This window comes from Streptomyces sp. NPDC002324, assembly GCF_053593335.1.
This window is the reverse complement of sequence record NZ_JBSFCF010000006.1, coordinates 86,303-102,020: the sequence shown is the minus strand read 5'-3', so window position 1 is coordinate 102,020 and position 15,718 is coordinate 86,303. Positions and strand designations below refer to the sequence as shown.

Sequence of the window (15,718 nt, the reverse complement as noted above, 5' to 3'; positions counted from 1 at the left end):
CGCCGCCTTTCCACCCGGTCTCCCCTCGGCGCCCCGTCGCCGCGCCGTCGCTCCACGGTCACTGTCAGTGGTCGGGTGCATCCTGGGACGCATGACGGAACTCGGGGGCAGGACGGGCGGTGGTGGCGCGAGCGCGCGGCACGCCGCAGGTGACGCGGACGCGGCGGCGCTGCGGGCCGCGCTGCCTGCCGCGCTGCGGGCGGCCGGCGTGCGCGGCGAGGCCGCCTTCGACGTGACGGCACGCGCCCTGGTGACGATGGACGCCTCCAACTACCGGCGGGTTCCGCTCGGCGTGGTCGCCCCCCGGGACGCGGACGACGTGGCGGCCGTCCTGTCCGTGTGCCGCGAGCACGGCGTCCCGGTCGTCGCGCGCGGCGGCGGCACGTCGATCGCCGGGCAGGCCACGGGCACGGGCGTGGTGCTGGACCTCACCCGCCACATGAACCGGCTGGTCTCCCTCGACCCCGAGGCACGCACGGCGGTCGTCCAGCCCGGCCTGGTCCTGGACCGGCTCCAGGAGGCCGCCGCCCCGCACGGCCTGCGCTTCGGCCCCGACCCCTCCACCCACAGCCGCTGCACCCTCGGCGGCATGATCGGCAACAACTCCTGCGGCTCCCACTCGGTCGCCTGGGGCACGACGGCCGACAACGTGCGCGCACTGGCGGTGACCGGCGCCAGAGGCGAAGCGCTGCGGCTCGGGCAGGGCTGGTCGGGTGCGCCGGACGGTCTCCGCCCGCTGGTGGAACGCGAGCTGGCCCGCCTGCGCACCGGCTTCCCCGACCTCCCCCGCCGTATCTCCGGCTACGCCCTCGACGCCCTCCTCCCGGAGAACGGCACGGATGTGGCCCGCTCGTTCTGCGGCTCCGAGGGCACGCTCGGGGTGCTCACGGAAGCGGTCGTACGCCTCGTCGAGGCCCCCCGCGCGCGTGCCCTCGCCGTGCTGGCGTACGCCGACGAGAGCGCGGCGGCGGAGGCGGCCCCCGGCCTGCTGCCGCACCGCCCGCTCACGGTGGAGGGCATGGCCGCGGACCTCGTCCCGCCGGGGGCGACCGGCCTTCCGCCGGGCGGGGCCTGGCTGTTCGTGGAGACGGGCGGTGCCACGCCCGCCGAGGCGCGGGCGTGCGCCGACGGAATCGTCCGCGCGGCCGGGGCCGTCGACGCGCTCGTGGTGACGGACTTTGCCGCCCAGCGCGCGCTGTGGCGCATCCGCGAGGACGCGAGCGGTACGGCGACCCGTATGCCCGACGGCACGGAGGCCTGGCCCGGCTGGGAGGACTGCGCGGTGCCGCCGGCCCGGCTCGGCGCGTACCTGCGGGACTTCCGCGGCCTGCTGCGCGCCCACGACCTGCGGGGCACGCCCTACGGCCACTTCGGCGACGGCTGCATCCACGTCCGTATCGACTTCGATCTGCTGACCCCGGCGGGCATCGCCCGCTTCCGCCGCTTCTCCGAGGAATTGGCCGAACTGGTCACCTCCCACGGCGGCTCCCTCTCCGGCGAACACGGGGACGGCCAGGCCCGCGCCGAACTCCTGCCGACGATGTACGGCACCGAGATGGTCCGGCTGTTCGAGCAGGTGAAGGGCGTCTGGGACCCCGACGACCTCCTGAACCCCGGCATGCTCGTCCGCCCCGCTCCCCTCGACGCGAACCTGCGCTTCGCGGTGCTGCCGCGCACCCCCGTGCCGGTGGAGTTCGCCTACCCGGACGACGGCGGCGACTTCTCGGCGGCGGTCCGGCGCTGCGTGGGTGTGGCCAAGTGCCGGACGACCGAGGTGAGTCCGGCGTCCGGAGCCGTCATGTGCCCCTCCTTCCGCGCGACGGGGGAGGAGGAGCACTCCACCCGGGGCCGGGCCCGCCTCCTGCACGAGATGCTGGCCGGCGAGGTGGTCACCGACGGCTGGCGCTCGCCCGAGGTACGGGACGCCCTCGACCTCTGCCTGTCCTGCAAGGGCTGCCGCTCCGACTGCCCGGTCGGCGTCGACATGGCCACGTACAAGGCCGAGTTCCTCCACCACCACTACGCCGGCCGCCGCCGCCCGGCCGCCCACCACACGATGGGCCGGCTGCCGCTCTGGCTCCGTCTGATCGCCCGCACGCGTACGGCCGCCCTGGTCAACACCCTCGCCGCCGCACGCCCCTTGGCCGCGCTCGCGAAACGGCTGGGCGGCATCGCGGGGGAGCGGGAGCTGCCCCGGCTCGCGCGGGTGCCGTTCACGCGGTGGTACGAGAAGGAGTGCGGGGAGCGGGGGTGGCCGGAGGAGACGGACGAGGAGCGCGCGGCATCGGCCCGAGCCACGGCCGTCCTGCTGTGGACCGACACCTTCACGGAGTACCTCTCGCCGTCCGTGGGGCAGGCGGCGCTCAAGGTGCTGGAGGCGGCCGGTCTGCGGGTGATCATGCCGCCGACGCTGTGGATGAAGCGGAAACCGGCCTGGGCGAGGAGGGCGGAGGCGGGCGAGGAGGTCGCTCTCACCCAGCCGAGGCTCAGCCAGGCCCTGTTCGCGATGCGTGAGGGCCGGGTCTGCTGTGGTCTGACGTACGTCTCGACGGGCCAGCTCGACCGGGCCCGCGCGGTGCTGCGCCGCACGCTCGACATGCTCGACGTGCTCATGGGCCCCGGTTCGCCCCCCGTCGTCGTCCTCGAACCGAGCTGCGCGGCGACGCTCCGCACCGACCTGCCCGAACTGCTCCCCGACGACCCCCGGGCCCACCGGCTCGCCGCCTCGGTCCTCACCTTCGCGGAGGCGCTCGAACGCCACGCTCCGCACTGGACCCCGCCCGCCATCGGCCGCCCGGTCGTCGGCCAGACGCACTGCCACCAGCACGCGGTACTGGGCGACGCACCCGACCGCCGCCTCCGCGCCGCCGCCGGCCTCACCGGCGACCTCAGCGGAGGCTGCTGCGGCCTCGCCGGCAACTTCGGCTTCGAGAAGGGCCACTACGACGTCTCCGTCGCCTGCGCGGAGGACCAGCTCCTCCCGGCGGTACGGGACGCGACCCCCGACACGCTGATCCTGGCGGACGGCTACTCCTGCCGGACCCAGCTGGAGCAGCTGGCGGGGAGACGGGGGCTGCATCTGGCGGAGGTGCTGGCGGAGGGGCTGGACGAGCCGCGCGGGTGAAACGGCGCCGACGCCCTCCGAGCCGACCCGCACCACTGGTCGGCCACCCGGTGATGAGCGACGCCCGCCCGCTACTCGGGCCCTAGCCCCACCGCGCGCCCCTCCGCGTCCCATCGGATCTCCAGGACCCGCACCACGGCCTCGCGGTTCAGGGGCCCGAAGACATGGGGGAACAGAACGTCCGCCCCGACCCCCGGCGGCGGTGCGGGCGCGGCCGCCTCGAACTCCACCCTGGCGTCCAGCCGTTCCTCGTCGAGGACGAGCACGTGCAGCGGCTTGGGTGCGTCCCGGTAGAAGGCGTCGACGACGGCCAGCGTCGTCGCCTCATCGGGAGAACAGTGCACGAACCCGTCCTCCGGAAGCGACGCGGGCGCGTACGGCTGGTCGGGGCGGGCGTTCCAGGCATCGAGGGAGACGACGTGGTATATCACAGGCCGGTTATACAACAGGGAGACAGGTCCGGCGGGCGGGAGGCTCGGTGCACGAGAACAGGTGGGTCAGTACGTCGATGCCGTATCTGACCCCGAGGGAGAAAGGGCAGGGCGATGCCTGGGGCGCGGACGCGGCGGCCCGGGGACGGCGGGGCACCCAGCGGATTCTCTACGCCGGTGAGGTGGTGGCCCCCGCCGAGGTGGCGCGGTTGCTCGGGCTGGGGGAGGGGGAGCCGGTTGTCGTACGCCGCCGCCTGATCCTCCTCGACGACCGGCCGAACGAACTCACCGACACGTACTACCCGGCCGGCATCGCGCGCGGCACCGGTCTCGCCGGAACCGCCAGGATCCCCGGCGGAGCGGTGACCCTGCTCGCCCGACTCGGCCACGTCGGCGCCCTCGTCCGCGAGGACGTGACGGCCGACAACCCGGACGACGAGGAGCGGGCGACGCTCCGTACCGCGCCGGACGAACCGGTGCTCCGGCTGACGAGGGTCACCCTCGACCGCGACAACCGCCCCATCCAGGTCGACCGCATGGTGATGCCGGCCAGGAGCCAGCGACTGCGCTACGAGATCGCGATCGAGGCGGGGCCGTAGCACCGGAGAGGGCCTTTCCCGCCCGTTCGCTCACCCCGGAACCCCCGCCTTCCCCCGCCCCACCTGCGTCCGCACCGCCCCCATGCTCGCCCCGATGACCAGGGCGATGGCGAGGGCCTCGGTGGCGGCGAGGGCCTGGTCGAGGATCAGGAAGCCGGCGGTCGCGGCGATCGCGGGCTCCAGGCTCATCAGGACCGCGAAGGTGGACGCGGGCATGCGGCGCAGGGCGAGGAGTTCCAGGGTGTAGGGGAGGACGGAGGACAGGACGGCGACGGCGGCGCCCAGGGCGAGCGTCGTCGGGTCGAGAAGCCGCGTCCCCGACTCGACGATCCCGAGCGGCAGGAACAGCACCGCCGCGACGACCATGGCCAGCGCCAGCCCGTCGGCCTGCGGGAACCGCCTCCCCGTACGCGCGCTGAAGACGATGTACAGGGCCCACATCAGCCCGGCGGCCAGGGCGAAGGCCACGCCGAGCGGGTCGAGGGCGCCGAAGTCCCCGCCGCCGCCGAGCAGGAAGACACCGCAGAGGGCGAGCCCGGCCCACACCATGTTCACGGCGCGACGGGACGCGAGGACGGAGAGCACCAGCGGGCCGAGCACCTCCAGGGTGACGGCGGGGCCGAGCGGGATGCGGGCGATGGACTGGTAGAAGAGGCCGTTCATCGCGGCCATGGTGGCGCCGAAGACGACCACCGTGCTCCAGTCGGTGCGCGAGTGCCCGCGCAGCCGGGGGCGGCAGACCACGAGCATCACCAGCGCGGCCACCGCGAGCCGCAGGGTCACCACCCCGAGCGCCCCGGCGCGCGGCATCAGCGTCACCGCCAGTGCCCCGCCGAACTGCACCGAGATCCCGCCGGCCAGCACCAGCCCCACGGGCCCGAGAGACCCGAGGCCACGTGGAGCGCGCGAGGCGCGGGTGTCGCCGGAGGCGAGCCCGGTTCCGGCCGACGACGCGGGTGCGGCTGCGGCGGGCGCGGACTGGTCAGCGCTGGGGAGTGTCACGGGGGCCGTCCAAGGAGAGCGGAGTGCGGGGTTCGGAGGGGCGGAGAGGGCGTTTCGTTCAGTATGGGGGACTCGGTAGTGCAAGGCAATGGACTAAGTCATGGCTGTAATCAGTTTTGCAACTTACGCGTTCTCCGGCCTCCTCGCGCCCTCCTCCCCGTAAGCGCGGCGGGCCGGCCGGGTGAATCGGCGACCGGAAATCCAAGCACGCTTGCTTGTTTCTTCCCCCGCTGCCATGCTCCCCCCATGGCCGACCCCACGCCCGTGATCGACGACCTCCATGCCGAGAGCGAGCAACTCGACTTGCTCGTGGCCGAGTTGAGCCCGGAGCAGTGGGCGCTCGATACGCCCGCCCCCGGCTGGACCGTCGCCCACCAGATCGCCCACCTCGCCTGGACGGACCACTCCTCCGTGCTGGCCGTGACCGACCGGGCCGCCTTCGCCCGCGAGGTCGAGAGCGCGCTGACCGCGCCCGGCGACTTCGTGGACATCGGCGCGGAGGAAGGGGCCGCCAAGCCGCCCGAGCGACTGGTCGCGGACTGGCGGGCCGGGCGCGCGGCCCTGGAGGAGGCCCTGCGCGCGGCGCCCGAGGGCGCGCGGTTCCCCTGGTACGGCCCGCCCATGTCCACCGCCTCCATGGCGACCGCCCGCCTGATGGAGACCTGGGCCCACGGCCTGGACATCGCCGACGCCCTCGGAGTCCCCCGGATCGCCCCAGGCGACCGGCTCCGCCACATCGTCCGGCTCGGCATCCGCACCCGCGACTTCGCGTTCGGCGTGCACGGGCTCACCCCGCTGTTCGAGGAGTTCCGCGTGGAACTCACCAGCCCCGCCGGAGAGCTGTGGACGTACGGCCCCGAGGACGCGACCGACCGCGTCGGCGGCCCCGCCCTCGACTTCTGCCTCCTGGTCACCCAGCGCGCCCACCGCGCCGACCTCGCCCTCCACACCGAGGGCGCCGCCGCCGACCGCTGGCTGGACATCGCCCAGGCGTTCGCCGGCCCCCCGGGAACGGGACGCGAGCCGAAGAAGACCACCCGGTGACGCAGGTGACTCCAGCGGCGGCAGCGGCGCCGACGCCGGCACCGACCACCCCCCTCCGCATCGGCAACGCCTCCGGCTTCTACGGCGACCGCTTCGACGCGATGCGCGAGATGCTCACCGGCGGCGAACTCGACGTCCTCACCGGCGACTACCTCGCCGAACTGACCATGCTCATCCTCGGCCGCGACCGCCTGAAGGACCCCGCCGCCGGGTACGCCCGCACCTTCCTGCGCCAGCTGGAGGAGTGCCTGGGGCTGGCGCGGGAGCGGGGCGTACGGATCGTCGCCAACGCCGGCGGGCTCAACCCCGCCGGGCTCGCCGACGCCGTACGAAAGCTGGCCGGCCGGCTCGGCGTCCCCGTCCGCGTCGCGCACGTCGAGGGCGACGACCTCACCGCCCTGCACCCCGGCAGCCTCGCCGCCCACGCCTACCTCGGCGGCTTCGGTATCGCGGCCTGTCTGCGCGAGGGCGCCGACATCGTGGTCACCGGCCGGGTGACGGACGCGGCCCTGGTCACCGGGCCCGCCGCCGCCCACTTCGGCTGGGGCCCGGGGGAGTACGACCGGCTCGCGGGCGCGGTCGTCGCCGGGCACGTTCTGGAGTGCGGCACCCAGGCCACCGGCGGCAACTACGCCTTCTTCGGCGAGGTCGGCACCACCCGCCCCGGCTTCCCCCTCGCCGAACTCCACGCCGACGGCACGGCCGTCATCACCAAACACCCCGGCACCGGCGGCCTCGTCGACATCGGCACGGTCACCGCCCAGCTGCTCTACGAGACCGGCGGCGCCCGGTACGCGGGCCCGGACGTCACCGCCCGCCTCGACACGATCATGCTCAGCCAGGACGGCCCCGACCGCGTCCGCGTCGAGGGCGTACGCGGTGAGGCACCGCCGCCGACCTTCAAGGTCGGCCTCAACCGGCTCGGCGGCTTCCGCAACGAGGTCACCTTCGTGCTGACCGGCCTGGACATCGAGCGCAAGGCCGCCCTCGTCCGCGACCAGCTGGAGACCGCGCTCGCCGCCGCCAAGTCCCGCCCCGCGCACGTCGGCTGGGAGCTGGCCCGCACCGACCACGCGGACGCCCGTACCGAGGAGACCGCCAGCGCCCTCCTCCACCTCGTCGTCCGCGACACCGACGAGACCACCGTCGGCCGCGCCCTCAGCGGCGCCGCCGTGGAGCTGGCCCTCGCCAGCTACCCCGGCTTCCACGTCCTGGCCCCACCCGGAAGGGGCGCGCCCTACGGGGTCTTCGAGGCGGCCCACGTCGACCAGGGCGCCGTCGCCCACACGGCGATCCTGCACGACGGCCGCCGGGTCCCCGTGGCCCCCGCCCCCGACAGTCTCGTCCTGCGGCCGGTCGACGAGCCGGCCCTCCCGGAGCCCCTGCCCCCGGGCCCGGTGCGCCGCGCGCCCCTCGGCCTCGTCGCCGGCGCCCGCAGCGGCGACAAGGGCGGCAACGCCAACATCGGCGTCTGGGCCCGTACGGACGACGCCTGGCGGTGGCTGGCCCACACCCTCACCACCGACCTCCTGCGCGCACTCCTCCCGGAGACGGCCGGTCTGCCCGTCACCCGGCACACGCTCCCCCACCTGCGCGCACTCAACTTCGAGATCGTCGGCATCCTCGGCGAGGGCGTCGCCTCGCAGGCCCGTTTCGACCCGCAGGCCAAGGCCCTCGGCGAATGGCTGCGCTCCCGCCACCTGGACATACCGCAGACGCTCCTGCCGGCGCCCGCCGCCGACCGCCCGGACCCCGCGGAGGTACACCCGTGACCGTCCTCAGCTCCGCCCTCGACCCGGGCGCCCCCGACCACACCGCGAACCGCGAGGCCATGCTCGCGAGGCTCGCCGAACTCGACGCCGAGCACGCCAAGGCCCTCGCGGGCGGCGGCGAGAAGTACGTCGCCAGGCACCGGGGGCGCGGCAAGCTGCTCGCCCGCGAGCGCATCGAACTGCTCCTCGACCCGGACACGCCCTTCCTGGAGCTGTCCCCGCTCGCCGCCTGGGGCAGTGAGTACGCAGTCGGCGCCTCCCTCGTCACCGGCATCGGGACCGTCGAGGGCGTCGAGTGCCTGATCACCGCCAACGACCCGACCGTGCGCGGCGGCGCGAGCAACCCGTGGAGCCTGAAGAAGGCGCTGCGGGCCAACGACATCGCGCTCGCCAACCGCCTGCCCTGCATCAGCCTGGTGGAGTCCGGCGGGGCCGACCTCCCCTCCCAGAAGGAGATCTTCATCCCCGGGGGCGCGATCTTCCGCGACCTCACCCGCCTGTCCGCCGCCGGCATCCCCACCATCGCCGTCGTCTTCGGCAACTCCACCGCCGGCGGGGCCTACGTCCCCGGGATGTCCGACCACGTGATCATGGTCAAGGAACGGGCGAAGGTGTTCCTCGGCGGGCCGCCGCTGGTGAAGATGGCCACCGGCGAGGAGAGCGACGACGAGTCGCTGGGCGGCGCCGAGATGCACGCGCGCGTGTCGGGCCTCGCCGACCACTTCGCCGTCGACGAGCCCGACGCCCTCCGTCAGGCCCGCCGGGTCGTCGCCCGCCTCAACCACCGCAATGCCTACGCCGACCCGGCCCCGGCCGCGCCCCCGAAGTACGACCCGGAGGAGCTGCTCGGCCTCGTCCCAGGCGACCTCCGCACACCGTTCGACCCTCGCGAGGTGATCGCCCGGATCGTCGACGCCTCCGACTTCGACGAGTTCAAGCCCCTCTACGGCACCAGCCTCAGCACCGGCTGGGCCACCCTCCACGGCTACCCGGTCGGCATCCTCGCCAACGCCCGCGGGGTCCTCTTCAGCGAGGAGTCCCAGAAGGCGGCCCAGTTCATCCAGCTCGCCAACCAGCGCGACATCCCGCTCCTCTTCCTCCACAACACCACCGGCTACATGGTCGGCAGGGAGTACGAGCAGGGCGGCATCATCAAGCACGGCGCGATGATGATCAACGCGGTCGGCAACAGCCGGGTGCCCCACCTGTCCGTCCTGACGGGCGCCTCGTACGGCGCCGGCCACTACGGCATGTGCGGGCGCGCCTTCGACCCCCGCTTCCTCTTCGCCTGGCCCGGCGCCAAGTCGGCGGTGATGGGCCCGCAGCAGCTCGCCGGCGTCCTGTCGATCGTGGCCCGCCAGTCGGCCGCGGCGAAGGGACAGCCGTACGACGAGGACGCCGACGCCGCGCTGCGCGCGATGGTGGAGCGGCAGATCGAGTCCGAGTCCCTGCCGATGTTCCTGTCCGGGCGGCTGTACGACGACGGGGTCATCGACCCCCGTGACACCCGTACCGTCCTCGGCCTGTGCCTGTCCGCGATCCACACGGCGCCCTACGAGGGCGCACGCGGTGGCTTCGGCGTCTTCCGGATGTGAGGCTCGTGCATACTTCCCTGATCACTTCCCTCCTGGTGGCCAACCGGGGCGAGATCGCCTGCCGGATCTTCCGCACCTGCCGTGAGCTGGGCATCCGGACGGTCGCCGTGCACTCCGACGCCGACGAGAGCGCCCTGCACACCCGTACGGCCGACGCGGCCGTACGACTGCCGGGCGCGGCCCCCGCCGACACCTACCTGCGGGGCGACCTCATCGTGAAGGCCGCCCTCGCGGCCGGCGCCGACGCCGTCCACCCCGGCTACGGCTTCCTCTCCGAGAACCCCGGCTTCGCCCGCCAGGTCCTCGACGCGGGCCTCACCTGGATCGGTCCGGCCCCCGAGGCGATCGAAGCCATGGCGTCCAAGACCCGCGCCAAGGAACTCATGGGTCTGGCCCCTCTCCACAAGGTCACCGAGGACGACCTGCCGGTCCTGGTGAAGGCCGCGGCGGGCGGCGGCGGACGAGGCATGCGCGTGGTCCGTCACCTCGACGACCTGGACGCGGCCCTGGAGAGCGCCCGCGCCGAGGCCGCGAGCGCCTTCGGCGACGGCGAGGTCTTCGTCGAGCCCTACGTCGAGAACGGCCGCCACGTCGAGGTCCAGATCCTCGCCGACACCCACGGCACGGTCTGGCCCCTGGGCACCCGCGACTGCTCCCTCCAGCGCCGCCACCAGAAGGTCGTCGAGGAGGCCCCGGCCCCCGCCCTGCCCGGCGAACTCACCGAGGAACTCCACACCCTGGCCGTACGCGCCGCCCGAGCCGTCTCCTACGTCGGCGCGGGCACGGTCGAGTTCCTCGTCGCCGACGGCCACGCCCACTTCCTGGAGATGAACACCCGCCTCCAGGTCGAACACCCGGTCACGGAGGCCGTCTTCGGCCTCGACCTGGTCGCCGAACAGCTCCGCGTCGCCGAGGGCCACGCCCTCCCGGCCGACCCCCCGCCCGCACGCGGCCACGCGATCGAGGCCCGCCTGTACGCCGAGGACCCGGCCCACGACTGGGCCCCGCAGACGGGCACCCTGCACCGCCTGTCCGTGCCCGGGGTCCGCCTGGACACCGGCTACGAGGACGGCGACACCATCGGCGTCCACTACGACCCCATGCTCGCCAAGGCCGTCGTCCACGCCCCCACCCGTACGGAGGCGCTCCGCAGGCTGGCGGGCGCCCTGGAGCGGGCCACGATCCACGGCCCGGCCACGAACAGGGACCTGCTGGTGAATTCCCTGCGCCACACGGAGTTCACGTCGGCCCGTATGGACACCGGCTTCTACGACCGCCACCTCGCCGGCCTCACGGACCCCGCCCCCGACCCGTACGCCCCGCTGGCCGCCGCCCTGGCCGACGCCGCCTCCGGGGGCGACCCCCGCTTCGGAGGCTGGCGCAATCTGCCGTCCCAGCCCCAGGTCAAGCGGTACGCGATGGCGGGGGAGGAGCACGAGGTCCGCTACCGGCACACCAGGACCGGCCCGGAGGCGGACGGCGTCCGGGTCGTCCACGCGGACGCCCGCCTCGTCGTCCTCGAAGTGGCCGGTGTACGGCGGACGTTCGAGGTCGCGCGGTACGGCGACCGGATCCACGTCGACACCACGACCCTCACCGCCCTGCCCCGCTTCCCCGACCCCACCACCGAGCACGCCCCCGGCTCCCTCCTGGCCCCCATGCCGGGCACGGTCGTCCGCCTGGCGCGGGACCTGGAACCCGGGTCGGCCGTACAGGCGGGCCAGCCCCTCCTCTGGCTGGAGGCGATGAAGATGGAACACCGGATCACGGCCCCGGCGACGGGAACGCTGACGGCCCTGCACGCGACGCCAGGCCAACAGGTTGAGATGGGCGCCCTCCTGGCCATGGTCGAGGAGCACCCCCGCTAAGGGGCGCGGGGAACTGCGCGACAAGCCCCCACGAACCCGCACCCTCCTCCCGACGAATGGACCCTCCCCCTTAGGAGCCCTCACATGTCCCCGGTCCTCGAATCCGAAGAACACAAAGCCCTACGAGCCGCCGTCTCCGCCCTCGGAAAACGCTACGGCCGCGACTACATCACCACGATCAACAAAGAGGGCCGCCACCCCGACGAACTCTGGTCCGAGGCCGCCGAACTCGGATACCTGGGCGTCAACCTCCCCGAGGAGTACGACGGCGGAGGCGGCGGCATAGCCGAACTCTCCATCGTCCTGGAGGAACTCGGCGCCGCGGGCTGCCCCCTGCTGATGATGATCGTGTCGCCGGCCATCTGCGGCACGGTGATCGCCCGCTTCGGCACCGAGGCGCAGCGACAGGCCTGGCTGCCCGCGCTGGCGAACGGCACCCGCCTCATGGCCTTCGGCATCACCGAACCCGACGCCGGTTCCAACAGTCACAGCATCACCACCACGGCCCGCCGGGACGAGACCGGGGACTGGCTGCTCACCGGCCGCAAGGTCTTCATCTCCGGCGTCGACAGGGCCGACGCCGTCCTCATCGTGGGCCGCACCGAGACCGTGTCCACCAAGGAGGGCCGCCCCGGCACCCTCAAGCCCTGCCTCTTCATCGTCCCCACCGACACCCCCGGCTTCGCGTACCGCCCGATCGACATGGAACTCCGGGCCGCCGAGAAGCAGTTCGAGTTGACCTTCGACGACATCCGGCTCCCCGCCGACGCCCTGGTCGGCGACGAGAACGCCGGTCTCCTCCAGCTGTTCGCCGGCCTCAACCCGGAGCGGATCATGACGGCCGCCTTCGCGATCGGCATGGCCAGGTACGCCCTCGCGCAGGCCGTCGACTACGCCCGGACACGCACCGTGTGGGGGCAGCCCATCGGCGCCCACCAGGCCATCGCCCACCCCCTGGCCCAGTCCCACATCGAACTGGAACTGGCCCGCCTGATGATGCAGAAGGCCGCCCACCTCTACGACGCCGGCGACGACGCGGCGGCCGGCGAGGCCGCCAACATGGCCAAGTACGCGGCGGGGGAGGCCTGTGTGAAGGCCGTCGACCAGGCCGTGCACACCCTCGGCGGCAACGGCCTGACGGCAGAGTTCGGCCTCGCCTCGCTGATAACGGCCGCGCGCGTGTCTCGTATCGCGCCGGTGAGCCGGGAGATGATTCTCAACTACGTCTCCCACCAGACCCTGGGCCTGCCCAAGTCGTACTAGGCCCGTATCCGGTCGCCCTGGAGGAACCATGTTCCGCAGCGAGTACGCAGACGTCCCACCCGTCGAACTCCCCATCCACGACGCCGTACTGGCCCGTGCCGCCGAGTTCGGCGACCTGCCCGCGCTGATCGACGGCGTCGACGGCACGACCCTCACCTACGAACAGGTGGACCGCTTCCACCGCCGGCTGGCCGCCTCCTTCGCCGAGGCGGGCGTACGCAAGGGCGACGTCCTCGCCCTGCACAGCCCCAACACGATCGCCTACCCGACGGCGTTCTACGCGGCCACCCGCGCGGGCGCCACGGTCACCACCGCGCACCCGCTGGCCACCCCCGGTGAGCTGGCCACCCAGCTGCGGGACTCGGGGGCGAGCTGGATCGTCACCGTCTCCCCGCTGCTGGAGACCGCCCGCGCCGCCGCCGAACGCGTCGGAGGCATACGGGAGATCTTCGTCTGCGACAGCGCCCCCGGCCACCGCTCACTGATCGACATGCTCGCCGGTGCCGCACCCGAGCCGGCCGTCGACATCGACCCGGTCACGGACGTGGCGGCCCTGCCGTACTCCTCCGGCACGACCGGCGTCCCCAAGGGCGTCATGCTCACCCACCGGTCCATCGCCACCAACCTCGCCCAGCTCGAACCGGTCATGCCGGCGGGCCCCGGCGACCGCATCCTGGCCGTGCTCCCGTTCTTCCACATCTACGGCCTCACCGCCCTGATGAACGCCCCACTGCGGCTCGGCGCCACGGTCGTCGTCCTGCCCCGCTTCGACCTGGAGACCTACCTCGCGGCGATCGTCCGGCACCGCATCACCCACCTCTACGTGGCCCCGCCGATCGTCCTCGCCCTCGTCAAGCACCCGGCCGCCGAGCGCCACGACCTCTCCTCGGTCCGGCACATCCTCTCCGCCGCCGCACCCCTCGACGCGAAGCTCGCCGCCGCCTGCTCAGCCCGCCTCGGCCTGCCGCCCGTCGTCCAGGGCTACGGCATGACCGAACTCTCCCCCTGCTCCCACATCGTGCCCCTCGACCGGGCCGCCTCCGCGCCCCCCGGCACCGTCGGCAGGCTCATCGCCGGCACCGAGATGCGGATCGTCTCCCTCGACGACCCCGGCAAGGACCTCGGCCCCGGCGAACCGGGCGAGATCGTCATCCGGGGCCCCCAGGTCATGAAGGGCTACCTGGGCCGCCCCCAGGCCACCGCCGACATGATCGACGCCGACGGCTGGCTCTCCACCGGCGACATCGGCCACACCGACGCCGACGGCTGGCTGTACGTCGTCGACCGCGTCAAGGAGCTGATCAAGTACAAGGGGTTCCAGGTCGCCCCCGCCGAACTCGAAGCCCTCCTCGTCACCCACCCCGGCATCGCCGACGCCGCCGTCATCGGCCAGTACAACGACGACGGCAACGAGGTCCCGCACGCCTTCGTCGTCCGCCGCCCCACGAACCGCGAACTCTCCGAGGGCGAGATCATGATGTACGTCGCCGAACGCGTCGCGCCCTACAAACGCGTCCGCCACGTCACCTTCATCGACGCCGTGCCCCGCGCGGCCTCCGGCAAGATCCTCCGCCGCGAACTCAGGGAGCGCCTGTGACGGACACCGAACCCCTCGTACGCACCGCACACCACCGGGGCGTCACCACCCTCACCCTCGACTCCCCGGCCAACCGCAACGCCCTCTCGGCCGCCCTCGTCGCCGCACTCCGCGACGCCCTCGACCGGTGCGGCAAGGACGACACCGTACGGGCCGTCGTCCTCACCCACACCGGCAACACCTTCTGCGCCGGCGCCGACCTGCGCGACCCGCCCGACCCGCAGGCCCTGGTCGACCTCTTCCGGCAGCTCCTGGAGCTGCCGAAGCCCGTCGTCGCCCGTGTCACCGGGCACGTCCGGGCGGGCGGCCTCGGCCTGCTCGCGGCCTGCGACATCGCCGCCGCCGGACCCGAGGCCACCTTCGCCCTCACCGAGGTCCGCATCGGTGTCGCGCCCGCCGTCATCTCCCTCACCCTGCGCCCCCGCACCGACCCGCGCGCCCTCGCCCGCTACTACCTCACCGGCGAGCGGTTCGGCCCCGCCGAAGCCGCCCGTATCGGGCTGATCACCGATGCCGGCGCCGAGGTCGACGCCGTACTCGAACCCGTCCTCGACGGACTGCGCCGGGCCTCACCGAGGGCCCTGGCGGAGGCGAAACAGCTGCTCACGGCTAAGGTGCTGGAGAACTTCGACCGGGACGCGGGCGAACTGACCCGGCTCTCGTCCCGGCTGTTCGCCTCCGCCGACGCCCGCGAGGGCATGACGGCCTTCCTCGAAAGAAGGGAACCGGGATGGGTGCTGTGAGCGCGGTGGGCACATCCGACGAGACCGGGACCGGGACCGACACCGGGACCGACGCCGAACCCGGCACGGTGGCGGACCGCGGACCCAAGCAGGACCGCAGCCGGGTCACCCGCAAGCGGCTCCTGGAAGCCGCCGTGTCCTGCCTCGCCGAACACGGCTGGGCCGGCTCCACCGTCTCCGTCGTCGCCGAGCGCGCCGGCGTCTCCCGAGGCGCCGCCCAGCACCACTTCCGCACCCGCGAGGACCTCTTCACCGCCGCCGTCGAGTACGTCGCCGAGGAACGCTCCCTCGCCCTGCGCGCCCTCTTCCCCGAGGGCCCCACCGACCGCCGCGCCGTCGTCGCCGCCGTCGTCGACCTCTTCACCGGACCCCTCTTCCGCGCCGCCCTCCACCTCTGGGTCGCCGCCTCCAACGAGGAACAGCTCCGCACGCGCGTCACCGAACTCGAAGCCCGCGTCGGCCGCGAGACCCACCGCATCGCCGTCGACCTCCTGCGCGCCGACGAGACCGTCCCCGGTGTCCGCGAAACCGTCCAGGGCCTCCTCGACATGGCCCGGGGCCTCGGCCTCGCCAACCTCCTCACCGACGACACCGGCCGCCGCGACAGGGTCGTGAACCAGTGGGCGGCCCTGCTGGACGAGGCCCTGGGCTGACGTACGGACCCGAGACGTACCGGACAC

At 73.6% G+C, this 15,718-nt stretch carries 12 protein-coding genes; 10 read left to right on the top strand and 2 right to left on the bottom strand.

Annotation, left to right across the window (positions count from 1 at the left end; genetic code table 11):
* Positions 1–91 precede the first annotated feature (91 nt).
* A complete protein-coding gene (locus ACWCRJ_RS11090) occupies positions 92–3,124 on the top strand; it encodes an FAD-binding and (Fe-S)-binding domain-containing protein (protein ID WP_450939001.1) in 3,033 nt (1,010 codons plus the stop codon).
* Positions 3,125–3,195: 71 nt separating this feature from the next.
* On the opposite strand, the gene ACWCRJ_RS11085 is transcribed toward ACWCRJ_RS11090, so the two are convergent.
* A complete protein-coding gene (locus tag ACWCRJ_RS11085) occupies positions 3,196–3,555 on the bottom strand; it encodes a DUF952 domain-containing protein (RefSeq protein ID WP_450939000.1) in 360 nt (119 codons plus the stop codon).
* A 47-nt stretch (positions 3,556–3,602) separates the two neighbouring features.
* Here ACWCRJ_RS11085 and ACWCRJ_RS11080 point away from each other — a divergent pair, with 47 nt between their 5' ends.
* Complete coding sequence (locus ACWCRJ_RS11080; protein WP_450938999.1) at positions 3,603–4,154, top strand: GntR family transcriptional regulator; 552 nt, start codon at positions 3,603–3,605, stop codon at positions 4,152–4,154.
* Positions 4,155–4,184: 30 nt separating this feature from the next.
* Here the strand turns inward: ACWCRJ_RS11080 and ACWCRJ_RS11075 are convergent, their stop codons facing one another.
* The gene (locus tag ACWCRJ_RS11075) at positions 4,185–5,156 is read right to left on the bottom strand and encodes an EamA family transporter (RefSeq protein WP_450938998.1); all 972 of its coding nucleotides are present in this window, start codon (positions 5,154–5,156) and stop codon (positions 4,185–4,187) included.
* Positions 5,157–5,402: 246 nt separating this feature from the next.
* On the opposite strand from ACWCRJ_RS11075, the gene ACWCRJ_RS11070 reads away from it, so the two are divergent.
* From ACWCRJ_RS11070 to ACWCRJ_RS11035, 8 genes are all read left to right on the top strand, one after another.
* Positions 5,403–6,200 (top strand): TIGR03084 family metal-binding protein, encoded by a 798-nt coding sequence (locus ACWCRJ_RS11070; RefSeq protein WP_450938997.1) that lies wholly within the window; start codon positions 5,403–5,405, stop codon positions 6,198–6,200.
* Entirely contained in the window at positions 6,197–7,972 is a 1,776-nt protein-coding gene (locus ACWCRJ_RS11065; protein WP_450938996.1) for an acyclic terpene utilization AtuA family protein, read from the top strand. The genes ACWCRJ_RS11070 and ACWCRJ_RS11065 overlap by 4 nt, the downstream gene beginning before the upstream one ends.
* On the top strand, positions 7,969–9,567 hold the full coding sequence (locus ACWCRJ_RS11060; RefSeq protein ID WP_450938995.1) for an acyl-CoA carboxylase subunit beta: 1,599 nt from the start codon (positions 7,969–7,971) through the stop codon (positions 9,565–9,567). Before ACWCRJ_RS11065 ends, ACWCRJ_RS11060 begins: the two co-directional genes overlap by 4 nt.
* Positions 9,568–9,584: 17 nt before the next feature.
* A complete protein-coding gene (locus ACWCRJ_RS11055) occupies positions 9,585–11,435 on the top strand; it encodes an ATP-binding protein (RefSeq protein WP_450939182.1) in 1,851 nt (616 codons plus the stop codon).
* Positions 11,436–11,519: 84 nt separating this feature from the next.
* Positions 11,520–12,698, top strand: a complete 1,179-nt coding sequence (locus ACWCRJ_RS11050; RefSeq protein ID WP_450938994.1) for an acyl-CoA dehydrogenase family protein — start codon at positions 11,520–11,522, stop codon at positions 12,696–12,698.
* 28 nt (positions 12,699–12,726) lie between these two features.
* A complete protein-coding gene (locus tag ACWCRJ_RS11045; protein ID WP_450938993.1) occupies positions 12,727–14,295 on the top strand; it encodes a 4-coumarate--CoA ligase family protein in 1,569 nt (522 codons plus the stop codon).
* On the top strand, positions 14,292–15,038 hold the full coding sequence (locus ACWCRJ_RS11040) for an enoyl-CoA hydratase family protein (RefSeq protein ID WP_450938992.1): 747 nt from the start codon (positions 14,292–14,294) through the stop codon (positions 15,036–15,038). Before ACWCRJ_RS11045 ends, ACWCRJ_RS11040 begins: the two co-directional genes overlap by 4 nt.
* Positions 15,026–15,691 carry a TetR/AcrR family transcriptional regulator gene (locus tag ACWCRJ_RS11035; RefSeq protein WP_450938991.1) on the top strand — a complete coding sequence of 222 codons (666 nt, stop codon included), beginning with the start codon at positions 15,026–15,028 and terminating at the stop codon, positions 15,689–15,691. Before ACWCRJ_RS11040 ends, ACWCRJ_RS11035 begins: the two co-directional genes overlap by 13 nt.
* Positions 15,692–15,718: the final 27 nt, after the last annotated feature.